Source organism: Sporosarcina sp. FSL K6-5500, from assembly GCF_038005665.1.
GTDB lineage: Bacteria > Bacillota > Bacilli > Bacillales_A > Planococcaceae > Sporosarcina > Sporosarcina psychrophila.
Window position 1 is genome coordinate 1,148,496 of record NZ_JBBOTP010000001.1, and the last position, 22,946, is coordinate 1,171,441.

The 22,946-nt window shown below is 42.3% G+C and carries 30 protein-coding genes; all 30 read right to left on the minus strand.

The genetic code is table 11. The features are described from left to right. Positions 1-405 precede the first annotated feature (405 nt). The 30 genes from MKX62_RS05005 to MKX62_RS05150 all read right to left on the minus strand — a co-directional run bounded on the left by MKX62_RS05005 (position 406) and on the right by MKX62_RS05150 (position 22,941). Positions 406-1,863 (minus strand): phospholipase D family protein, encoded by a 1,458-nt coding sequence (locus MKX62_RS05005; RefSeq protein ID WP_340740916.1) that lies wholly within the window; start codon positions 1,861-1,863, stop codon positions 406-408. Between the two features lie 98 nt (positions 1,864-1,961). Beyond that, positions 1,962-2,507, minus strand: coding sequence for an RNA polymerase sigma factor (locus tag MKX62_RS05010; RefSeq protein ID WP_067213306.1), 546 nt, complete (start codon positions 2,505-2,507; stop codon positions 1,962-1,964). Positions 2,508-2,848: 341 nt separating this feature from the next. After that, complete coding sequence (locus MKX62_RS05015; protein WP_340740917.1) at positions 2,849-4,087, minus strand: hemolysin family protein; 1,239 nt, start codon at positions 4,085-4,087, stop codon at positions 2,849-2,851. A gap of 379 nt (positions 4,088-4,466) precedes the next feature. After that, on the minus strand, positions 4,467-4,778 hold the full coding sequence (locus MKX62_RS05020; RefSeq protein ID WP_340740918.1) for a YolD-like family protein: 312 nt from the start codon (positions 4,776-4,778) through the stop codon (positions 4,467-4,469). Positions 4,779-4,806: 28 nt separating this feature from the next. Then, on the minus strand, positions 4,807-5,070 hold the full coding sequence (locus tag MKX62_RS05025) for a YolD-like family protein (RefSeq protein ID WP_340740919.1): 264 nt from the start codon (positions 5,068-5,070) through the stop codon (positions 4,807-4,809). Between the two features lie 5 nt (positions 5,071-5,075). Next, positions 5,076-5,450, minus strand: coding sequence for a hypothetical protein (locus MKX62_RS05030; RefSeq protein WP_340740920.1), 375 nt, complete (start codon positions 5,448-5,450; stop codon positions 5,076-5,078). 3 nt (positions 5,451-5,453) lie between these two features. Further along, a complete protein-coding gene (locus tag MKX62_RS05035; RefSeq protein WP_340740921.1) occupies positions 5,454-5,675 on the minus strand; it encodes a transcriptional regulator in 222 nt (73 codons plus the stop codon). Positions 5,676-6,108: 433 nt separating this feature from the next. After that, entirely contained in the window at positions 6,109-6,630 is a 522-nt protein-coding gene (locus MKX62_RS05040; protein ID WP_340740922.1) for an ImmA/IrrE family metallo-endopeptidase, read from the minus strand. Next, complete coding sequence (locus MKX62_RS05045; RefSeq protein ID WP_340740923.1) at positions 6,631-6,999, minus strand: helix-turn-helix domain-containing protein; 369 nt, start codon at positions 6,997-6,999, stop codon at positions 6,631-6,633. Positions 7,000-7,240: 241 nt separating this feature from the next. Next, positions 7,241-7,420, minus strand: a complete 180-nt coding sequence (locus MKX62_RS05050) for a hypothetical protein (RefSeq protein ID WP_340740924.1) — start codon at positions 7,418-7,420, stop codon at positions 7,241-7,243. Positions 7,421-7,701: 281 nt separating this feature from the next. Further along, positions 7,702-8,520 carry a peptidoglycan DD-metalloendopeptidase family protein gene (locus tag MKX62_RS05055; RefSeq protein ID WP_340740925.1) on the minus strand — a complete coding sequence of 273 codons (819 nt, stop codon included), beginning with the start codon at positions 8,518-8,520 and terminating at the stop codon, positions 7,702-7,704. Beyond that, positions 8,517-8,873 (minus strand): hypothetical protein, encoded by a 357-nt coding sequence (locus tag MKX62_RS05060; RefSeq protein ID WP_340740926.1) that lies wholly within the window; start codon positions 8,871-8,873, stop codon positions 8,517-8,519. Before MKX62_RS05060 ends, MKX62_RS05055 begins: the two co-directional genes overlap by 4 nt. Next, entirely contained in the window at positions 8,870-9,148 is a 279-nt protein-coding gene (locus MKX62_RS05065) for a hypothetical protein (protein WP_340740927.1), read from the minus strand. The genes MKX62_RS05060 and MKX62_RS05065 overlap by 4 nt, the downstream gene beginning before the upstream one ends. After that, positions 9,149-9,403, minus strand: a complete 255-nt coding sequence (locus MKX62_RS05070; RefSeq protein WP_340740928.1) for a hemolysin XhlA family protein — start codon at positions 9,401-9,403, stop codon at positions 9,149-9,151. 67 nt (positions 9,404-9,470) lie between these two features. Continuing rightward, on the minus strand, positions 9,471-9,839 hold the full coding sequence (locus MKX62_RS05075) for a hypothetical protein (RefSeq protein WP_340740929.1): 369 nt from the start codon (positions 9,837-9,839) through the stop codon (positions 9,471-9,473). Positions 9,840-9,933: 94 nt separating this feature from the next. Further along, a complete protein-coding gene (locus MKX62_RS05080; RefSeq protein WP_445683521.1) occupies positions 9,934-10,071 on the minus strand; it encodes a CD1375 family protein in 138 nt (45 codons plus the stop codon). Further along, positions 10,068-10,244 carry a hypothetical protein gene (locus tag MKX62_RS05085; protein WP_340740930.1) on the minus strand — a complete coding sequence of 59 codons (177 nt, stop codon included), beginning with the start codon at positions 10,242-10,244 and terminating at the stop codon, positions 10,068-10,070. The genes MKX62_RS05080 and MKX62_RS05085 overlap by 4 nt, the downstream gene beginning before the upstream one ends. After that, a complete protein-coding gene (locus MKX62_RS05090; protein ID WP_340740931.1) occupies positions 10,241-12,271 on the minus strand; it encodes a sialidase family protein in 2,031 nt (676 codons plus the stop codon). Before MKX62_RS05090 ends, MKX62_RS05085 begins: the two co-directional genes overlap by 4 nt. A gap of 1 nt (position 12,272) precedes the next feature. Beyond that, entirely contained in the window at positions 12,273-12,953 is a 681-nt protein-coding gene (locus MKX62_RS05095; RefSeq protein WP_340740932.1) for a hypothetical protein, read from the minus strand. Beyond that, positions 12,937-13,242, minus strand: coding sequence for a hypothetical protein (locus MKX62_RS05100; RefSeq protein WP_340740933.1), 306 nt, complete (start codon positions 13,240-13,242; stop codon positions 12,937-12,939). The genes MKX62_RS05095 and MKX62_RS05100 overlap by 17 nt, the downstream gene beginning before the upstream one ends. A 582-nt stretch (positions 13,243-13,824) precedes the next feature. Continuing rightward, positions 13,825-14,472, minus strand: coding sequence for a putative phage tail protein (locus MKX62_RS05105; protein WP_340740934.1), 648 nt, complete (start codon positions 14,470-14,472; stop codon positions 13,825-13,827). After that, entirely contained in the window at positions 14,465-15,538 is a 1,074-nt protein-coding gene (locus MKX62_RS05110) for a baseplate J/gp47 family protein (protein ID WP_340740935.1), read from the minus strand. The genes MKX62_RS05105 and MKX62_RS05110 overlap by 8 nt, the downstream gene beginning before the upstream one ends. Then, positions 15,525-15,944, minus strand: a complete 420-nt coding sequence (locus MKX62_RS05115) for a DUF2634 domain-containing protein (protein WP_340740936.1) — start codon at positions 15,942-15,944, stop codon at positions 15,525-15,527. The genes MKX62_RS05110 and MKX62_RS05115 overlap by 14 nt, the downstream gene beginning before the upstream one ends. Continuing rightward, the gene (locus MKX62_RS05120; RefSeq protein ID WP_340740937.1) at positions 15,920-16,375 is read right to left on the minus strand and encodes a DUF2577 domain-containing protein; all 456 of its coding nucleotides are present in this window, start codon (positions 16,373-16,375) and stop codon (positions 15,920-15,922) included. Before MKX62_RS05120 ends, MKX62_RS05115 begins: the two co-directional genes overlap by 25 nt. Beyond that, a complete protein-coding gene (locus tag MKX62_RS05125) occupies positions 16,372-17,331 on the minus strand; it encodes an XkdQ/YqbQ family protein (protein ID WP_340740938.1) in 960 nt (319 codons plus the stop codon). Before MKX62_RS05125 ends, MKX62_RS05120 begins: the two co-directional genes overlap by 4 nt. Before the next feature lie 13 nt (positions 17,332-17,344). Beyond that, positions 17,345-18,040 (minus strand): LysM peptidoglycan-binding domain-containing protein, encoded by a 696-nt coding sequence (locus MKX62_RS05130; RefSeq protein WP_340740939.1) that lies wholly within the window; start codon positions 18,038-18,040, stop codon positions 17,345-17,347. Then, entirely contained in the window at positions 18,040-21,066 is a 3,027-nt protein-coding gene (locus MKX62_RS05135) for a tape measure protein (RefSeq protein WP_340740940.1), read from the minus strand. The genes MKX62_RS05130 and MKX62_RS05135 overlap by 1 nt, the downstream gene beginning before the upstream one ends. Positions 21,067-21,134: 68 nt before the next feature. Next, a complete protein-coding gene (locus tag MKX62_RS05140) occupies positions 21,135-21,782 on the minus strand; it encodes a hypothetical protein (RefSeq protein WP_340740941.1) in 648 nt (215 codons plus the stop codon). A 257-nt stretch (positions 21,783-22,039) separates the two neighbouring features. Further along, a complete protein-coding gene (locus MKX62_RS05145; protein WP_187047096.1) occupies positions 22,040-22,441 on the minus strand; it encodes a phage tail assembly chaperone in 402 nt (133 codons plus the stop codon). A gap of 35 nt (positions 22,442-22,476) precedes the next feature. After that, positions 22,477-22,941, minus strand: coding sequence for a phage tail tube protein (locus tag MKX62_RS05150; protein ID WP_340740942.1), 465 nt, complete (start codon positions 22,939-22,941; stop codon positions 22,477-22,479). Positions 22,942-22,946 lie beyond the last annotated feature (5 nt).

A 22,946-nucleotide genomic window follows, 5' to 3' on the forward strand; every position in this document is an offset into this window, starting at 1 on the left:
TCGGCGACCCCTTTGCCGCGCCTGCGCTAGGGTGTTCATTATCGAGAGAAATGTAATTTCGAGATGTATATGCTGAGATTATAAGGTGATTACTTTTTGATACTACTTATATTCAAGTAAGACGTGCTCCAACTTGCAGATTTCATCACAGATTATGAAGTGCGCTATCTCAAATAGACCATCCAGCGAAGACGCGACTTCGTGGTAGCCGGAGCGATAAGACTGAAAGCGGCCTCCTTTCTGGCTTATCGCGGGAGGCATCCACAAAGCGTCGAAGCGGTGTTCGTAGGATTTCTATTTCATTCCAATTATTAGTTTTTTTCAGTAGCCTTCCAAAAGCCCTTGTAAAGCGCATACGCCGTATTCATTTGTTCAACATATATAGCCCCAAAATTATTGCCCACCTCAATAAGTCGTCATTTTCAACAATTTCTGTAAACCATAAATACCTCGTTGGAAGAAAGTGAAACCATCTTGAAATTCTTCCACGTCAAGCGTGTACATCGCGTCCTCATTGTTCCATAGTCTACTAAAGTATGTGTCTATCTCTTTAGTTAACTCGCTGTCATTCGGAGCAATGATCCGCAGATTGGCTTCTAGATTATAATTATCGAGCGTGCGCTCAGTTAAATTAGCAGAGCCGTTCGCAATGTAGGTTTCTTTAGCTGTCTGAACAACCACGAGTTTTGTATGGTATTGACCAATAACCGTATTGTACCAGCGAACATCAATTTTCCCATCCGTTTCTTCCAGCATCTCCTGTACAACCGGCCTGTTCGGCAATCCAGACTTTTCTTTACCGAAGGAGTTTTCATTCGGGTCTAAAATCATTTTCACATCGACGCCGCGGTTCGCAGCATCGATAAGTGCATTGACAAGATCACGTTTTGCAATGAAGAACATCCCAATTCGAATTGTATCCCCTTCTTGCGCTTTCGCAATATCTCCAAGAAGCCCATCCAAGATTTTCTTCTCCGTCAAATATTGGACGGCATAGTTTCCCCCGTTTTGTTCCGGCACTTCTACGCGTGGTAATTTTCCACCATTCGTATAGTTGACGACCGCTTCTTCCGCCTCTAAAATATCGTTCAGTACACTGCCTTTCACCTTCAATGCCACATTACCGTGAAAACCGCTAGCGTTATGCGGATTTCCTGATGATACCAGTGCTTCTTTATCTGTTACAACGGTCTTGCGGTGGTTCGCCTTGACATTCAGTAACGTAATGTAAGAAGCCAACGTCATTTTAGGTGCTTCGCTTGACATAGCGTTTGCAATCCAGCTCGTTTTCTCAATATCCAACCAGCGGAATATCGTCCTGTATAAACCAGAATAAACTGGAATTGAATCGCGGAGCGGATCCAAATCAGTGTAGATGACTTCGATTCCCGCATCTTCCATCTTTGTGAACCATTTTGTTTCATAAGAACCGTATCCTGTATTCAACGGATCTGTAATAAAAATAATCGGCATATCAGGATGTTGCTGTTTTTTCTCCACCAGTTTCTTTGTCATTGTTTGTGCAATTTTCGGGAATTCTATGTCTTCATCGTAATAATGATCGAATAGGAAATAATCGAGCACGATAAATTGCTCAGCCCGGTCGATCATCGCGTAGACTTCATCGAAAATCGCCAACTCATGCACCATACTGTCCCCGTCTTTGTTTTGTGCATAGGTCAAGTCCGTAAACATATCAACTTCGTCCGTCCAGTGCAAATCACCTTCGTATGAAATGCCTTCGGGGAGTTTTTTAAATGTATTCAGTAAAACAACACCTATATAAAAAAGAGCATACACTGACAGCACTATCACTATAATTCGCTTGCGTTTGCTCCAGCCTTTCTTTTTGTTCTTTTTCAACACACAACCATCCCCATTCAAACATATCAATCTATTTTTCTAATTTCCCTCTATCACTTTTTTACAAACAAAAAACACAGCCTCCTTTGGCTGCGCTCTTATGCAGTGACGTATTCGTGCACTGCTGTATCTGCAATCATCAGTTCTTTCAAATACTTTTTCGCGCGGAATAGCCGTGATTTCACCGTACCAATTGATACCTTCATTACTTCGGCAATCTCAATCAAAGAATATTGATGTACATAGAAATACTCAATTGTTTTTCTGTAAATAACATCAAGTTCACCAATTTTTTGCTGAACAATTGATTGAATGTCATTTTGCTCTAGCAATTCCGCAGGTGTCAAACTATCACTCGGAACAAGATCAAGAATCGGCACATCGAGCGTTTCCGGCTGGTTCATCACATGCTTGCTTCTTCTGACATCTTTGCGGTAACGATCTCGGAATGTGTTCATACAGATTGTTGTAAGCCATGCTTTCATATGGTCGACACTATCCATCCGATCGTTGTAGCGAACGACTTTCACCCATACATCTTGCATAAGATCTTCTGCTTCCTCTTTATTACGTGTTAATTTAAGACATAAATGATATATGTAACGGCCATATTCTTCATACAACCCATTTAGATTTTTGTTCATAACATAACGCCCCCGTCTTCTACCTGTTGTTCTTATTATCGGCAATCGGGACCTTTCAAACCATCGTATTCTCTTTCAGTATACTTACAAACGTGTAAGCTTGAAAAGCGAAAGGCGCCTTCTAGACGCGACAGGCATAAGTCGACCCAGCGACGTGGCGCTCTTTGCCACACAGCTGGGTTGCTTATGACTCAAGCGGCTGGCGCCTGGAGCTAGACATTGAAAAGCGAAAGGCCACTTTTCGAGGGAATACATCCTGTGAGCCTCTGTGTATCGAACGCCTGGACGCTAGACAAAAAATATCCCCGTAACCGTTTTACTCGATTACAGGGATATGCATGTTAATCAGTTTTACCTTCACTGATTGTAATTGTCATACGGATAATCCGGTTGCGTTCCATCTCCTCGATTTCAAAACGCAGATGATCGTATGTAAAGCGTTCGCCTTCTTCTGGAACGTGACCAAGCTCTTGCAGAACAAATCCTCCAAGCGTCTCATGATCCATTGGCAATTCAATATCGAGTAACTCCATCGCATCCACGATTTCAAGCCTGCCATGACAGATTAACCTAGTATCCGTCTTTTCATAGACAAGTTCTTCTTCGTCATCATCTGTCTCATCCTCAATGTCCTGGCCAATCATTTCTTCGATAATATCTTCATGCGTTATCATACCTAGCGTTCCACCGTATTCATCCAGAACGATTGCCATATGTTTCTTTTTCGACAGCATCATTTTGAATACTTTTTCAACGCTAGCAGACTGCACTACGTAAAACGTATTGCGGTCAATTAAATCACCAAGAGTCTGTTCAGGATCAATCGACCATTTGATTAACATTTTCGAATAAAATACACCTAAAATCGTATCCATACTTTCTTCGTAGACAGGATAACGCGTGTAAGAATGCTCCAAAATTGTGTCGCGAACTTCTTCATACGTCGCTTCAATCGGTAATCCGATGATATCCATACGATGAGTTTCAAGGACGTCGGACACATCTTTTTCCGCAAAATCGAGTACTTCCTTCAACCGATTCGATTCGTCCATCTCAAACGTTCCTTCTATAGAAGCAATGTCAACCATCGAACGGAGATCATCTTTTGTGAGCGTAGCTTTCGTTACCGCTCCTTTCGAGATGATCCTGATGAAAAGATTTGTGAATAGGCCTAGTAAAGCCGTCAATGGTGTTAATAATTTCACCAGCAGTGTAATCGACGGTGTGACCATATAAGCCACTCGCTCAGAAAATGTCGCTGCAATCGTTTTTGGCAATACTTCGCCGAAAACAATGATAATAACTGTCAGAATTCCTGTCCAAACGCCAACGCTTAGCCCCTTGTCGATTGCTATCATTGTAACTAAAGTCGGCATCATAATATTCGCGACATTGTTTCCAATAAGAATTGCTGTAATCATACGGTCCGGTTTCGAAATCAGTTTCTGCAGCTTAATTGCATGCACGTCTCCCTGATCTGCGCGAAACTGGACCTTTCTCCTATTTACTGCTGTAAGTGCTGTTTCACTTCCTGACAAGTAAAAAGACAGGAATAAAAATAATCCAAGTGCTATAAACAAAAGCGATTCCTCCCGGAAATAATTTCATATTTATATATTCAGCCAATTAATAACTTTCAAACAGCATACCATATTATTCATATTTGCGTTCGTCTTTCTTACTCACTATCTACATCATCTGCTATACTATTTCTACTAATTTGGCGTATCGCGCATTAACTTTAAGGGAGCGAAAACGCGATAGCAGCAGTATCCACTTAATTAAACCGCAACATCATAACGTGTAGGTTAAATCGCAAGATTTCGTATCAGACCGTGTGACTGGGGGACTATACTGGGGGACGTTTGGGGGAGCCTTCAAAAACGCGGGCAGGCGCACGACTTATAATAAAAACAGCCACCTTCTCAATCGAGTCGGTGGCTGTTTCTTCTATTGTAATCAATCCATACATTGAACTTTAACAACATCCATAACTGGTATCCTATCTTCACCGAATGGCCCCTCTACCGAAATTAAATTAAGACGGTGGTCGAGTTCCGAAATTTTACCGATATACGTTACATGCTCCCCTTTTCGCCAAACGGTAACCTGTGCTGCGCATTGTCGTTTGTACGCGATTTCTAATTCTTCTTGAATTTGCTGCAGCTCCCAATCGTCGAGTAACGACTGCTGTATGTAGTTTTCATTTTCACTCAACTCACGGATCAACTTAACATGTTCTGGCAACATCAAACCTTGCCACTTCTGCATACCTCTATCGCGATTGTTATCTAACAACTCATTTCACGCTCACAATATTGTTCATGTTGATTTTTACGTTGTCGTAACCAACTTGCATAGTCAACTTACCTTGTTGGCCATCAACTTCTTTAACGACTCCTACAACGGACTCATACCGCTTTTGCGCATAGATCATGATTTCGACCTCTACATTGAATTCTTTTGATTCACCGATTCTCTCGCCTATCTCAAGAAAATCAGTCTCTGTTAGTTTAGGACCTGCAACAACCTTTGATTTTGGTGGTTTCGGAATTGCTGTCAATTTCATCATCCTTTCAGATTTGGGTTTTCTGACTTAGCGAAGTACTCATTTATCAATTCTTCCGTCCTGTTGCGCAGCCGTATGTTCATGTAGCGCCTTATGTCTTCATAGCCGTTATGGATAAATGCATACTCAGTGAACGAACCGTCTTTCCCCTTTTTAACCAACTTCAAATTTCTGTTTCTTGCATAAGTATTTGTATCTTTCAATTCAGATCGTACAGTCTTTAATGTGTTTTCGACGATATTGATATATGGCCCTTTTAATTTGAACGAACTTGTTTCAATCACTTCTCGGTCTCTCTCCAAGATGCTTATAATAATCGGTAAGTAAATCATGTTCTCGAAATACGGTAAGGCGTCTCCTGGGATTAACGGCACGACTTAGATCACCATGCTTTCTTTCGTAATGACGGGAACAAGCGCTAATACGTTATCAATGGAAAAAGTCCGCTTGGATTTACGTAGGAAACAATAGGCTCTAAATGAGACTTCGCCGACCTGCAGCGCCTTAATTCTTCGCTTGCTGATTGAACCGTCTGCAGCCATGTACATCATATCCAATGGTTCATCATGAACCACCGACTTAGTTAATTGTTTACGCACACTCGTTCCCCCTTTTTCATTAGTATACAGAACTATTGTTCGTATTTCAAGCGAATAAAAAAGGACTCAGTCGCAAGAGTCCTTTAAAACACACTATTCTTCTTTTTTATCTTTCGCTTCGTTTTTCTTTTTTTCTTTTTTCTCTAAGTACTCCTGGTGTTGCTCTGGAGTTACCTCGAAACAAAAAGCCTCCAAACCTTTCTCGTGCGCAAATAATCTTCTACCGTTTCTTAAAGTTATAAATGGCCTACAAATTAACATTTTATCATATCCCTTCGCAATTTTATATCTTGCAAAGGGCCATTCGCAGTGTTACAGTATGTATAAACTCGCCAAAGTTTTTATTACTGTAGCGACAGACACTGTTACTACGCATATTTACGTCGGCCCTCTACAAGGGCTTTTTTTATTGTTCCTCATAAGCTTGTCCTCCTTATTTATTCATGTTTTTCAATTGAATTCCACTTACTTGTAACGAAACGCCACATTTTGACGATATTTCTTTTAAGACTAACCCCCTAATAATTTGGGGTGGAGCAAGCAACTCGCCGGCAAAAGTGTTCGCTTGCCATTCTGGTTGTCTGTACGCAGGTATCTCTTGAATCGATTCTGATCTTGCAAGTACAATATTTCCAGGTTTATGTAGAATAAAGTGGCCAATTTCATGAGCTATAGTGAACCTATCCCTCTCCACACCTTCTATCGCCCCCTCATAAACATCTTCACGAATACAAATCTTGTTTTTTTCAGGATACGTAACTCCGTACTCGTTAGGCATTTCAGAGATGGATACTATTTCATATTCAAATGCAGTGAAGAGTTTAGGCATTGCTAACTCTAAAAAGTCTACAACAGGAAAATAAGGTTCATCATACAAGCCGGCTATCCTTCTTAACACATTAGTAAGATCTCTTATTTTCTTTCTGGAAGTAGGATTTGCAATATACAGGGTCATTCAATCTCTCCTTTTTTTGCTTTTTAGGAGGATGTCCTTAATCTTTTCACGATCGTCTTCATTTAAACCTTTAAACTCTCGCGCAAAAGCTAATAAGTCGTTTTTCTCCTCGCTGCTATAGCCATTAAAATCAAGTTGCACTACCTTTTTTGATTCATCAAATGAGCGTTCTAATTCTTTGATATCCGATGAATTCAACGAATACATTTCAGATATTTTTTCGATCCAGTTACGAGGAACATTTCTTTTGCCATTTTCAACAGCGGACAAATATGAGGAAGTGACTCCCAAGATCAATGCCATGTCTTTCAATAGCTCACCTTTGTCAATTCGCAGTTTTCTGCAAAACTTACCGAATGAATTCAACATAGATGGTTCCTCCTTTCTAATTAGAAGTTTACTACATTCTTAGATTAACACGGACCGAAACATAAATCAACAACTTTTGTTGATTTAGTTAACAAATCAACAAAAGTATTCCAATTCCTGTTTTAAAAAAGGCGACCGCTCAAATTAATGAGTAGTCGCCTTTTTTATATGCACATTTCTAATAGATAATAAAGAACGTCAATGGACGATCTCCTGTTGTTCAACTAAACCACCCGTTTGTTTAATAAGAATCATTTTTAGTTTTATTATTTTTTTCAAAAAGATAAAGAATTAAAAACACGCCCCCAAAAACAATAGGAACATAAATAAGATAAAAGTAAAAGTCTTTAGGTTTTTCAATAGAATAGTCTAAAAGAAGCAAATATATAATGACAACAATATATTTCAGCCACTTTTTCATTAAGTTTCACTTCTCCCATCTTTTTTGATAAAGTAGTTTTCCTGTCGCCAATTCCGCACTTCATTGTATGGACAATATTAGGAATTTGCAAATTTACTAAAATAAAAAAAGCGACCTTCCACAATCTAATCTGTGGAGGACCGCTTTAAATTTTAAGGAAAGGAATCCTCGGGTCACCATAGTCCTGGCAGACGGACCCCAGGATACGGATTGGAGTATACCAACCTTCTACGATTTCACTATATACTATTCTTATTATTCCTTCAACTTATATCCATCTTTTACTTATTTACCGCAACAGTATATTTAACCGCTAACCCCAATACGTCTGCATCTGTGAGTGTATTATCTGCTAGTCTGTCAGCCCAGAATGATTGCGCCCCCGCTTTAATAGCTGCAGCTACGATGATTTGACGATGCGCTTTACTTACTAACGATGTTTCGGTTTCGGTTTTTAGTGCCGGACTTGAAAATTTCAATTCTTCATCCTCCTTTTCTGATGGCGCCTTGGATGTGACTGTTTTTTCGAGCGCAGCTATCGTCACGCGACCAGCAACTCCATCCGCACCAAGTTTATTTCTCTTTTGATAATCTAGCACCTCTTTGGCTAGACCGTCTCCATACAGCCCATCTACAGCGACTTTGTAGCCGATTTCATTGAGCGACAACTGTAAGTGTCTAACGTCAGGATCATTGATATATAGCGCCGGATTGACGTGTTGAGTGTATTTGTTTGTCCACTTACCTTTACTCATTTCAAAGTGTAAATGGATTCCGGTCGAATTGCCCGTCGTGCCTTTTACCCCGATTTTCTTCCCTTGTTTGACCGTTTGACCTGCGCTAACACTAATCATAGTCAAGTGAGCGTACAGTGTTTCCCAACCGTTAGGGTGCGTGATGACTACATATTTCCCGAATCCGGTGCCGCTATTGACAGCAATCCGGACCTTACCAGCCGCAGCCGCAATGATGTCGTTTTGCCCTGGCGTGTTTCCGTAGTCAGTGCCCCAGTGTGGACGGATTACATTGAGGACAGGGTTTAATCTGGCGTCACTATATAAGGATGTGATAAGTCCATGACACGGCTTGATAAACATCATGCATCACCGTCCCGGCTAACTAAATGAAATGCCGCTTGATTAGTTTTCAGCATGTCGCGCATCTCGTCAAGAGCGTCGTCAACCAAATCACTAAACATCTCGAAGCTGATTAGCCACGCAATCCATGTGAATTTCGAGATAAATAGATCGTAAACGAATCGCAGTTTTAATTGGCCAGTTCCGTAACCGAGTTCAGCCTCTGCTTTCGTGACCGCCCACAGCAACCAAGCTTTCACCTTCCTTAATTGTGTTTCCGATGGCGATTTAAAAAATGCAAAAATAATACCACTCACGAAGATGAGCAGCACGATTAATGCGATGATGATGTACCAGTATTCAATTAGTTGATTCATATGATTTCTTCCTCCTGTTCGAAACTTCTTTCGATTTTTAATAGGTTTTCTTTTTCCGCTTTTTTATAATAAAACGCCGTACCGACCGACAACTCAACAAAAATTGACGGAATTAAATAAGCGTACACGTCTGTCGTCTGTGTCATATATGACATCGTGATTGCGCAGGCCACGATGATAAGCGTTATTGCGAACATCGCTATAAGTATTTTTTTCGAGAACTCCATTTTGGGTTTCGGCGGTAGACTCTGCCTATACTCCTTGTAACTCACCACTCACACACCGCCTTTAAACGCTGTAGCAATCAACGCTAGGACGACAGCGCCGATAATCAGCGTGGATGCCCAAAAGATAATTTTATCCATCTTATCTAACCGTCTGTGTGCTGATTTCGTACTTTCCAAGGCTTTGTTGGCTACCTCTTTGGCACCGTCTGCTGTAGTCTGCACCTCTGTCATTGTGTCTATTTTTGTTTCAACACGGACCATTCTTTCGCGAATGTCCGATAAAATATTGTTCGTTGGGTCCATTCTGCACCTCCCGTTTTTATTTTTGGGTAAAGAAAAAGCACTCCCATTTCAGAGTGCTTGTTTGTGTTCAATATCCGATTCTTGGTTTTGCATCAAATGTTAATTTTTTGTCTTCAATAAATTTATCAATTGACATTAAGCTATGAAAAATAACATTAATACCCAACTGAGTCACGTGGAAACTTCTAAAAGTCCCTAGGTAAAAATCTTCGGACTCTATTAATTTTTTTGCTCTTAATTTACTCATCGTCCCATTGTTAGCTCTTTGATCCGCATCTTCAGCATGTCCTAAATTTTTTAGTACATCAGGTGTATAATCCGCATAGCAAACATAACTTGTGCCAAAATGACAAGTATTTTTAATCACTGAAAATGCAACCTTCTCTTTGTGAGATAAATTGTTCCAAATACCTTTGAAATCGATATCACTATTCATTTTAAAATCCCCTTTCCCTAAATAAAGTATTCGACAAAAGGAAAGGGTTTCCTGCAAAAAAAGACAATAAAAATAACATTAACTTATTCCTTGATTACTTCCCCGCTTCAACCTGCCCCGCCAAATACTCAGCAACCGGAATCTGATACTGCTCAGGTAAACTACCAATCTCACGCGCTCCTGCTTTCACAAGTAATCCGTAAACTGGCACCATGTATGGAAATACCATCATTCGCCACCCCCTTTCAGTTGATTGATTTCTTCTTGCTGCATCATTACTTGTTCCTGCAGCCCTGCGATTGCTTCCAACAACATTAAAATTGTTGGGTCAACTTTGACATCGCCAGGGAAAGCGTCTTCCCACGGGCCAAACGTGCCGTCCGGTAATCGTTTACGTATCTTCATGAAAGCACCCCCGAAATCAATGTCACTGGACCAGTACCACTGATGTTAAATTTGACGTTGATATTTTCTTTGTCAGCCGCAGCTAGGAAAGTGAACTGATCCTCTATTTGTGCACCATCGCGCGACGGTGCTGTATTACTTAAAGTCATCGGCACATATTGCTCCTGTTCACTACCTGTCGTCATGCTAATTTCAGCGGAAACAACCTGGTCCTTATTCCTTTGAACCCACAATAAAACGCCCTGTGCTGATCCGGACGGTGGCGTGATTTTATACCGTTGTACGGATTTGCTCAATGGCGTTAGGTTTGCGTGTTTATTCAGTTTGATGGTTTTGGATGACTTGAAATTATACGTGTCGGTGACCTCGATGACGATTGTGTTCTCGCCGTCTTTTAATGCCGATAGAGGTAAATCAAATGACCAAGCTCCTGCAGGACCGCTATGAATCTGCACCGCCGCATTGCTATTTAGCTTGTACGCTACTTTGACATCATTGCCGTCGGGATCGCTCGACATGCCGGATAGCGTGATTTTGTCGTTATTAATTAAATCGGACTGCTGCGTAAATGGATTGACAGTTAATGTCGGCGGACGATTTGGAACGACGTAAAAGGTGCGTTCAGCAACCGCTGATTTACCGCCTTTATTGTCTTCAGACCATACTTCGAGGCGATGTGCCGGCCCCTCGGCTAATGCACTGGTGATTGCGGTTACACCTTTGTATAGCTTGCCGCCTTTAAACGTTAGTTGCTCGTTAAATGAGATTGCCGCACCAGTCGATATACCCGTTGCAATCGCTTGGGCTGTACCGCCGTTGATGCGGTAGTAGACGTTGACGATATCACCAACGTTGGAATCAACCGCTGAACCGTCGATTTTGAACGTGTCGTTTTCGTAGAGTGTTTGGTTATTGATTGTGTTTAGGGTTAGCGTTGGCGACTGATTTTCGCTATACTCCCCAAAATAAAGTATGGAGTCCTCTCCTTGTGCATAATAGATACTAGGAGGGAACTTTACGTATTTCCCCTTAAAATAAGAGTCTTGTAATACATGAGCCTTCCCATGTTCTACGGGGACTACCCCAATATCTTGTATACTGGATTTGCCCACGGTTATTCTTTTCAGAGTCTGACTTTCGGTAAATACCACCATAACTGCATCCGACGAATCTACTCCTATAGAGGGTTTTATTAGTACGCTATTTGCTGGGTATAGTCTTGTACTATTAACAGCCCAAGTCAGACCACCATTGGTAGACTTTGCATAACGGATACCTCCTGCGGAATTCGTCTGTGTATTTACCCAAACAAGGTGGATCACTCCATTTTTATCAACGGCAACGTCGGGACTGTATAAAGCATTATCACCGCCCGCAGAAACAACAGTCCTTGAGTAAACGCCGTCGCTACTTCTTGTATACGTCGATAGCTGGTTAATATCGCCGGGGTCTAGCCGTATGAAAACAGGAGATCCGTCCACTAAAACCATAGACATGGATACTATATTCACCATCTCATTGTTGACCCTCACCCGCTCCGTAGCGGACCAAGTTATCCCGCCGTCTGTCGAGTAGGTGTAGTATTCTTTGCGTGTACTGCCATTGTCACTAGCGCCCCAATGAGCATGTATAGCGCCGGTTGTAGGATTTACTGCAAGTGAAAAGTCTTTGAAAGCAGAGTAGGAACCTCCCTTAATAGCATGAGTTGCTATTAATCCCCCATTACGGTCAAAGCTACGTATTGTAGGATTAGCTCCCCCATGAAGTATATATACGTATATCCCATCAGTTGCCATCGCGAACAATTGCCCAGAATCAAAACCAAACTCCCGGACGTTGATACTGAGTTTACCAGTAGGTGTCCACGAAATACCGCCGTTAGAAGAAGCGTAAAATTGTAAGATAATACTTGTCGTACTATTCCCTTTTGTAGTAGCAGTAATTAGCGTTCCGTCATTTAATGCGACAATCCTACGACTTGTTAAGCCGATTACTCGTTGATCGTCACCCGTTGTTAAAATACTCACCTCAAACCACCTCCGCTACAGCAACCATATAAGTACCCCAGCTACCGTTTATCATTTGTCCATCTGCAATAGCCGCGTTACTCCTCGCGATCACTGCGCCTTTGACGTAGTCATGCGCCAACGCTTGCACGGTGATTGTTGATGCTGTGACGGCTGTAATTAATGTGTCTTCGCTGTTTGTGCCGTCGTAAATTGTTACTTGTGTAAATGCTTTGAATCCGTCTGTATTGCCCACGTTCATGACTGTTGTGCCCGCTGCGCGTGATTCGGTTAGGATAGCGGTGGCTGTTTGGCGTACGACTTTATTGGGCGCATCGACGAAGTTGTCGAAGAATGTGCCTTTGTTGTCAGGGTCTACGCGTCCGTCGATTTCTAGTTGTGTTTCAATGCGACTTATCCGTTTATCGTGTTTATCTAAACGTTGATGCGCCATTGCAATTCCTTGTTCTTGGTAGTTCTCTCGTTCAGCCGAATGCCGCGTACCAATCTGCAACAGACGAGGCTTCGGAATAGGCAGTTGCGTAATAGGGTCAATGATTAAGTCACCTAAACTGTCTTTCCAGTAGACGAAATTGCCATTTTCGTCTTTCTCATAAACCGTCTTGCCAAACTCGTCCGACTCTATGATTTGGTCTAGCCAATTAAACGGGATATATTCATATGGTTCAGCCACTTGTAACACCTTCCTTTATTTCGAGTGATAAGAAGAACGTGACCATTAATCCGTCTTCACCTTTTTGGATGTTCATTTTTTTTTCACGAATCTGACGTCCGTGCTGATCGTAGACGTATGCATGGGTGACATGGCCAGATTCCGATTCGAGATACACGAATTTCTTTAATGTATTTCCTTCGATATATGATGATTCATGTATTGGGTAATCGCGTTCGATGCCGTCAATCGTCACTTTCGCACCAACAATGAGTCGGTCCCAAAATTTCAGTGTTTCGTCTTCTAATAGTGAAACCATTCCGCACCTCCTGTTTTTTATTTTGGGATAAAGAAAAGAACGCCCCGAGGGACGTCCTTAAAGTTATTATTTTTACTGCACATTATGGTCCTGTTGTGTAAAAGAAACCCCACCTAAAAGGTGAGGTTATGAGGTCTTATGATAACGAAAACACCTTAAAAATGTTTACGCCATTTACTACGCTTTCTTCAATTCGTATCATCTCAAAGGAAAAAGGTGCCATAGCACCCATAAAATCAACGTAGTTAGTATATTTTACGTTTTCCACATAATACTCATAGCTACCTGTTTTATTGGCGAAATAAATACTTTTAACCTCACCACCAACTCTAACATTAACAAAACATAATGCAGGGTCAGCAGAGCTAGTTGTTGTTTCTTTTATTCCTTCTGTAACTGTAACGCTATTCCCGTCTTATACCTTCTCTATCTCTCGGCTTTCGATAGGGCCTTCACCATGCAGGCGACTTTCATCGCACACGGCGATCCGTCAGCGGTAGATCTTTAAAACTTATTTCCCCTATTCTGATTATATATTAACTTTTGCAACTTGAATACTGACGAATGTTAATAGTCTGGTATTTATCTTTCATTCGTGCAGTAAAAAGCCCCTGTAGTTGGATACGGGACTTGGAAAGTGTATTCACTTGCTTTGGTAGCGAGTGTAGCCTTTGAGGCTACTCCGTTGACAGCCGCTGTGTGGAATGTGCCGGTGATTGGATAAGGGACTGGGAAGGTATATTCTTTTGCCCTAAGCACTACTTTGGTTTGATCTACCAGTATCCCGGTTTCTAGAATTAAATTGAGCGGTACTGTCCGTTCAAGCAATTCAGCCGCTTCCTTGTAATAACTCTGGCTTTCCACAGTGACAAGAACTTCAAGCCAGTAATTTGTGACATCAATACTGATAATATATTGGTTTTTCCCAACCAATTCGTCTAGCTGTTGCACCATGTATCGAAACGTGAATGGCGCTTTTTGCATCATCCTACCAAGCAATCGTCGTTTTCGGAAGTCGAGTGTTTCAGTCGTCCTATCAGGGAGAATATTAAATTCCTTCTCACGTCGATAAATAGCGGGTTCACTTGACGTTAGAATAAATTGATCGTCCTCGAATTGTTGTATCGCTCCATCCAAACTATCAAGCTGCTTCGACTGTACCCTTGTTAGCTCTTGGAATTCTTTGATGTCTCGATAATAAGCGGGTAATTCATCCATCACCCTATTCATTCAGCACCACACTCCCTTTATTCGGGATTTCGTGGGGTAGCGCAAGATTCATAGGCGACCCGTTAAATGTAGTTCCTACAATGTCCTGCACGCCTTCTAGCGCTAAGATGCGAGATTCTAAATGACTGATTCGCAAAATAAGAGGAAGCCCTTTAATCCATTCGCGCCGAACTTCCGCCAGGTATTCGTCTATGATTTCAACGACTAGCGGTTCGATTTGACCTAGTGTGACGCCGACCAATGCAAGAGTGGCTTCAATATCTACCACAACTGATTCAACCGCCTCAATCGTCACGATATGACCTATTGGAGCTGTGCCGAGTCCGTCACCTTGACCCTCGAAAGGATCTATTTTACTTTGCGCAAATGCAACCGTTTCAGGAGTCGGTACGTTAAATGTAGAATCAATAATCACAGCACGAACAGTTCCACCACCAAAAGGTGCACGGAATAGCTGAACACCACCGACGCCTTGGATATCCATGATTTTTCTTTTGTAATCAGCTCTATTTCCGCCGAATGCGGGTTCGTTTATATGGTCCAAGTATTTTGCGTACAGCGATTCATCCGTCTCTTCGTCTTCGCCAGGGACGAGTACTTCGGTTAGCGTCGCGCTCCCTAAGTTATCAAGTGGTTCAGTTGGTAATAGCTCCCCGTAATCTTGATTTCCGATAATGCCAAATGACTCTGCACGCAGTTGGTACTCACCATCTGCTATTTTCTCGATAACTTCATAGGTGAGATTGTTCAGGCCGAAACGTGATCCGATAGGTGCGTTAAACGGTCGTTCATCCGTTCCAATAAAAACACCTTTTCGGATAGCTCTTGACGCCGGCTTCCGGTCTACACCATGCTCTCCAACCCTGCGTTCCAGATCATCGCCATCCGCACTATCCGCAAATGTTCGCCGGTACATTGAGTCAACATCCGAATACATTTCAGCCATCGGAACGGCGACTGCTGCTGTCGAATCAAAAATGATGGCGCCCTCTCGTTTATCAACGTCGTCAGCAACTTCATCAAGTGCCTGATCACGGAGCAACGCAACTGTTTTATGTTCGTACATAGTCAATCACCTCTCTCAAGACAACGACGTCACCGTAAAGTGTAGGGCATGAAAACGATACATAGGCAACGTCCTTTTCGAATTCCAACCGAAAGTTCTCGAGTGTAACAATCCGCTCATCTTGCAATAAAGCCTCTTTAATCCGCCGCGGTAATTCGCCACGAACAAAAAGTTGATCGCGCCCAATCATGCCTTCGAATCCATAATCATCTGAGTGAATCAGGTGACCAAAACGTTTCGTCTGCAGCACCTTAAAAACGGCTTGCTCCATTGCTTTCAGTCCGTCAATCATCCCTGTACATCGTCCACGCTTGAAGTCTAGTTGATACGTCCTTGTAGGAAGCTGAGCGGTATCAATGACTTCCATATCTTCTAAAACAGTTATTTCTCCGATGGGTAAGACCATATATCTTTCCCCTCCTTATACCTGTCCGCAACTAAAAACTTACGGCCACCTTGCATTCTTACGAGAATCACTTTATCGTCAATTTTCAAACCGTCTTCGAATGTCAGTTTTGCGTATTTCATATTATAATTTTCATAGTCAATCGAAGGAGTGGAACCGATATTCGCACGGGATGAAGTAGCATCTTTTGATTCGTCACCGATATCTTTCTTCTCCCACTTCTTCGGGTATTCGTAATCTATTGAAACGATACGGTCATGACGTGTAAGCGATTCAGCAACGTCAAGAAACTCTTCCGTAAGCGTTAGTTTAGTGTGGACATATATTTCAAGTGGCTTTGACTGTACGACTGTTCCATACATCCAGTTGACTGGGTTTGTTGCGCTGACAACACCTAGCGCCGTTTCCTTCATCATATCAACTAGACTCATATTACCTTCAGCCCCAACGACATTGTATGGGTGCCCCCTTTCCAACTGTGAGTACATTCATCAACAAGGAAATATTCACTTACGCCAATCTTCTCGATGTAAATGTAAACGAAGCTCCCTGCACGTACATGCCAGTCGCCTATACAATCCAAATCTAGTGTTTTTGTTTCGCGGTTCCGAAGTTTGAGCATCCGTTCAGCAAGTTCTTTTATCTGCGCGGGTTTCATGTTTTCGTCAACTTTACGGAACTCTTGCAAACGGCCAAACTTAGCCATGCTCGCACTATCTTGCGCGATATATACTTCTCGTTTGCTCTTTTTCTCGTCATCGTGTACCAATTTAATACGGTTATACGTTTCTTTATCAATCGATTTATTGTAATCAAAATCAAAAAGCAGACTATCTTCTCCAATGTAGAAGACATCTGCTTTAATCATCATATTTTTTATGTTTTTAAGAGATAAGGCTCCGAAGTCATCAAATAAAACGAAGTTTCGGTTCGTGGCAATCAGTGTAGAATCTAAAAACTTCAATGCCACGTCAAGCGCCTTCTTATCATCCTCGACGATGCCAGGAACAGTATAGCCTGTCTCCTCAAATATACCGACCTTCAACCCTAAATCAGTCGCAATCTTTTTGATAGCAGCTGTTGCAGTTGTGGCCTTGAATACAAATGTGTCATTGGACATCATATAGCGAAGTTGGTCAAAAGCTTTGACGGACACTTCACCACTTCGTGTGTACCCGCCTTCGAATACGTAACCGTAAAAAACCTTCTGTTTTCCATCCATTACGCGGATAATAGAGCCGTTATTAATTGGATATTTTAGCGGATTTTCAATGACAAGTTTCGCATCAAGAGTACCCGCTTTACCGATTCGTTCTGTCTTCCATTCGATAGACGAAACAGGCATATCCCAAACCACGCCATCTTTATTATCAATTAAAACTTCCATATGCAGCCACCTCTCATTTCGGTGGTAGTTTAACTTTCAAACCAATCGGTAGTTTTCTATAATCACTGGCTTTAATTCCGTTCAATTTTGCGATTTCCGGGTAACGATTACCGTCACCTAAGAACTTTTGCGCTACTTTCCATAAGCTATCACCTTTAATGAGTGAATATGTTTTCGGTGTAACTTTCTCGTTCTGCCTCGGTGGTGTCGCCTTCTTTATAACCGCTGGTTTCGGTGCTGCTTTAGGGACTGTTGTTGAAGCTACCATGACAGGCTTTTTCACAACCGTCATTTTCTTCGGTCCAAACGGAACGTACTTTTTAAGCGACAACGAAAAGTTCACATCGTCGCTACCGTATGATTCGTTGTATGGAAAGGACTCAATTGTCACAAGTTCATTGATCGCAAAAGACCCGTTCACGTATATGTAACGAACAGGTATCTTTTCTTCCATCCACTTTTCAAGCTTCTGAATGTAGAATTCGGGTGGCATAAATGGCGCTACCAGGAAGTGGTAGTCCTGTGCAGGGAAGAATGTTTCAATCGGGAACTCTGTCAACTCAATGTTTTTCGGGACATTGACGTTGCCGAGTTTAGCGATATCATACACCTCGCCACTGCCTTTATTGACTACCTCCACCGTTTCAGGGTTTACCGGAAGACGGAAGCCTTCTGTATCGTTTTTCACGCTGAAATAAATTCCGCGCATTACGTATACACCCCTTCCGCACTTCGAGACATTTCATCCCGCACATATTTCTCGATGGCGCGAATGATTTTAGGAATATCTGCATCTTCGCGGATTGTCATATCGCCAAAGGATACTTGTGGAGTAAGCGTGATAGTTTGTTGAATCGACTTGATTTCAGCCAAATCACGCAACATCTTGATATCCTCGTCTGCAATATTTATATCTTTTTCAATCTTGCCGACTTTATCAAGCTTACCGCCTGTTGGGTTTTTCTTTTTCGCGAGTTTGTCAGCACCGCCACCCAACGGATCATTCATGCCCGCTAAATCCCCGAGAGGAAAATCGCTAGCACTTGGTGGACCGTCTTTCCCATCCTTACCTTTAGCGAGGCCTGTCACTTTTTCGATCATACCGGAAAGTTTATCGCTCATTTTTGTCGCCAAATTCGTTCCTGCTGCATTACCTTTGTCGTACGCATCACCTAGACTTGTATACTCCATACGTTCTAAAGTTTTCTTAGTAGGAGATGATGGCATTTCTATGCCTTTAGCATAGTTACCCGCTGTGTCCATCCTACCTAAATTCGCTTTCTCGGCTCTCACCGGTGCCGATAGATCAGATTTCATATTATCGATGAATTTTGATACCCCATTACCCATCTTCAAATCAACTGTTCCGACTGTACTGAGGTCCGTACCGAGCACGCCATTCAATAGACCGATGAATGAGTTGATGCCCGAAACTGCCCCGTTAATGAGGTCTGAAATAGCCCCTAAAGCAGTATTTACGGTCCCTACCACGCCGTTCGCAACTCCGCTCATGATGGTCAGAACAAATGAAGCCATTTTATGGAATGCGGTCTGCACACCAAACAGCCCGTCATTCCACGTATTCATGATCCATTCAACTGTTTTGAGCACCGCGTTCCCAATGGCATCTAACACAATACGGACCATCAAGTTGAAAGCCATCCAAGCCATTTGAATATTGTACATACCTTGACTCCAAGTGTTCATGATCCATTCAACCGCCATAATGAAGAAGTTAGCAATTCCCATGATTACGTTATGGAAAGCCGCTCCAAGCCAGTAAATACTTCCAACGATTGCCCCGAATGAATCTATAACAAATTGAGTTATTTGTTCTGTCGTCACACCAAAATGCATTAATATCGCAATTAACCCGACTACAGCGATAGCAACCAACGCAATCGGCCAATATGCAACCAGCCAAGCACCTGCTGTTGCTAGAATCGGTTCAATCATAAGCCCAATTCTAATTAACATCGCGTCTAAATAAAACATAATTAGAGGAAAATAAACCACTAATAGTATTGCTAGTCCAGTTGCGATTATCGGCCAGTATTCGGCGATCAAGCTAGCGACTGCGCTAATTTTCGTTAAAACCCAGATTACAACCGAAGCAAGTTCGGCGATAGCAGTAGCAACTATCATTAATCCTGCGCCCAATCCTGCGAATAGTGCATCGAATTTCCCTAAAGAAAGAGCCTCGTTGAGTATTGCGATAAGTGGTAAAAATGCTGCGACAGCAGGACCTACATATTGAGGTAATTTCTTTAGAAACCCGGTGAAATTTTGCACAAGATTCACTAAAGGGCCGTCCATTACCATAAAATCTCCCATCATCGCCACTCCTGCGTTTCGCGACGCGGATTTCATCGAGTCGATAGAGCCTGCCCATGTACCCTTCACGCCTGCCATCAAACCGCCGAACTTCTTATTCATCCCTTCAATGAGGACGGATATGGCTTCTCCTGCACCTATCGCACCGGAGGAAATTTGCTTCTTCATGGCCTCAGCCGTCACGCCGGACGCGTCAGCCAACATCTGAATGGCATTGATCCCCTTCGACCCCAATCGATTTACTTCCATGGCTGTGAGTTTACCTTGAGCTTGTATCTGACCAAACACGTCAGCCATTTCCATCATCTCTTGGGCCCCGCCGCCGATAGCTGCAGTAGCATCTCCAATAGCTTGCATGATGGGGAAAGTATTCTTCGCCTCGACCCCAAATGCAATCAAGTTACGACTGGATTCAAGCAAGTCGGGATAAGCGAAAGGTGTTGTTTGCGCGAATGCAAGCATATCCGCCATATACTGTTTCGCTAGCTTCGCATCACCTAGAAATGTCGTGAATGCCACTTCTGACGCTTGTTTAAACGCGTGAAATTCAATTCCCTGAGAGAATATATCTTGGATAAATGTTTTAGCGGTACTGAATGCTTTATATGCGCCAACAGCCGCAAGGACCGCCACTACATACTCTTTCAAGTTGCTTGTCCCATCAATTATTCTGCCATTTAGGTCCTCTTGTTCTACCGCGATACTGTTAGTAGAACCACTTAAATCCTCCCCTGCGCTCGATAAATTATCCGTCGCCGCTGCCGCTTGATCCATCGTGCTACTTAACTGACTTGTCTGTGCTAACACATCCACTACACTACTCGCCGCGGTGGTCGATGCCGACCCAAAAGCAACTAGAGATTTAGAAGCGCTTTCAGCTGTAGAAGACATCGTTGACAATGCAGAAATATCAGGGCCAAAATTAGCGCTTGAACCAGATGCCGTTATAGAAGCATTTAACGTGTTGAATGCTTCTGACGCGACAAGAGCTGAATCCGTAACCTTCGAAATTTGATTAGTTATATCGGAACCGCTAATCGACCGGATTTTCGGTGGCGTGATAACCATGGAATTAAGTTTTTCGATAGCACCCGTAGTACCCCACAAAGCCGCGTTCATAACGGCTAAGCCGGATGTATCACCCCCCATTCCGCTCAAGCCTCGCGTAACGGACGCAGCCGCGGCAGTAGCATTACTTGAGGTTGATATCAAACGTTGCATATCAGCTGACGCGGAATCTATCGAACTCCTCGCTTTCGCAAGTCCTTTCGTGTCGATATTATTCGCGGCTTGATCCATCTTTTCCATCACACGTATCGTACTGTCCATCGCCTTCATCATTTTTATGAGTGGACCCGACATGCGATCCGCTAAAGACATACTGGTTTGTGCTCCTGCCATTTACTTCACCGCCTTTTCTCCATAAGAAAAAGCACCCGATAAAAGGATGCTTTGATTTATTTCTTATTTTATTGTGGTATAAAGTCAAAACTGTCGTCACCAAGCGTAATTGTCTTGCTAACCTTACTCCCGATGTACGAAGCTTCAGGAAATGCGTCTGGATTCTCGCCGTCTTTCAGTGTTTGGGCTTCTCCATAAAAACTAAGATTGACCAAATTATCTCCGTGCTCCGCATATATCTCCCTGGTTATCTCGATTACAGTTTCTTTTGTTATGTTTTTAGTCTGAACATTAAAAGCTCTCTCTGAGTCCGTCTTGAAAAGTTTATATTCGACGCCACTCACATGCCCCTTATCCGATAACTCCCCTTTAACTTTGTAATTGATCCCATCTTCGGGATGCTTATTATAACCATTCTTAATTTCCCTAATTAGCTTTTTTCCTGGCGGTAAATTTTCGATATCAATATCCCAATACTGAGACGAGGTGTTACTGAATGATATTTTACCGATGTAAGTCTTATCAGTTGTATTCGTTATGGTAATTTCGAGCATGGATTCATCGATAATTTGATTGTTAGATAATAAATCAAAGTTTACTTCAATGCCCTCAACTACTCCCTTTTCATCAGCTACGCTGGAATCATTTCCTGAATCACTACACCCCGCTATAGTGATTACTAGTACTAATAGAAATAAATACGCGACTTTTTTCAAAATAATAACCTCCTATATGATTCGTCAATAAACACACCCCAATCATATAGGACTACAGAATTAAAGTCATTACTTGCTATTAATCGCCGCCTGCTCTTTCTTACGGCGTTTCAATTCAACTTTGATACTAGCAATCACAAGCGCTTTTTCCCTTCGTTCAAGGCCTTGCCATTTTGCAGGCTCCCAATAGAAATTGTGGAGGGCGAAATGATAAAAAACGGCATCTGAATCAGCCGCTTCATCATCCCCACCCTCTATTAGTTTTTTGCTAAATCAATATCCTCGTTAATGTCTTGTTCAATCTCACTGATTTCCGTTACTTTACCAAGGATGTGATTCGCTTCTCCGAGCAGGAACATTTTCGAATATAGATCCTCCGCTCCACGGGCACCGTATGATTCTTGTAATTCCGCATCGTTCAAGTCCGGGTATACAAAGGATGCAACGCTGATTCCTCGGTTGAATTTAACGACATCAAAAACTCGTTCCTGTTTACCTTTTCGTCCGGGTTTGTTCACGAAACAACGATCATTGATTATATCCGACTCCCCAGACGGCAACGGACGCAAAATAATAGCCTCTTCGAAGCGATCGAGCGGTAAAGAGACATTTTCCGCTTGCTTTACATTACCTTTTAAAAACGAATTCATTTTACTCATAGTATTATATTCCCCCAATTAGTTGTTTTAGTTTTTTATGCAATTGCTTTAAAGCGTTCAAGGAAGTCGAAGTCATCGAATGTAAAGTCGATGTCCTCTTTCAATAGATCGTCTGATTCACCGTCTAGCATTGCAATAACAGCCCCATCAGGCACGATGTTTTTAAGTAAAGCCGTTTGAGTTCCTGCACTACTTGCTGCATCCGAGTTGACCACTTGAGCGTCGAAAATCGGAGATTTACCAGTGCGGACATATTCGAGCGCCATTTCACGCATCTCTGGACGGTGGTAATAGACAGTCATAGAGCCTGTACCTTCCGCCCCGACAATTTTACCGCCTTTCATCCGTTTCCCAATCGCTTTCACGTCCGCTTTTGTATATTTAACATTTGCTTCAAACTTCAATAGCTCGGCATATTCATAAATTTTACCTTCGATAGTAATGTAAACCATGCCCTCTTTAGCACTAATCGGATCGTTGTTCTCTACAGTTCTAGTCATTCATT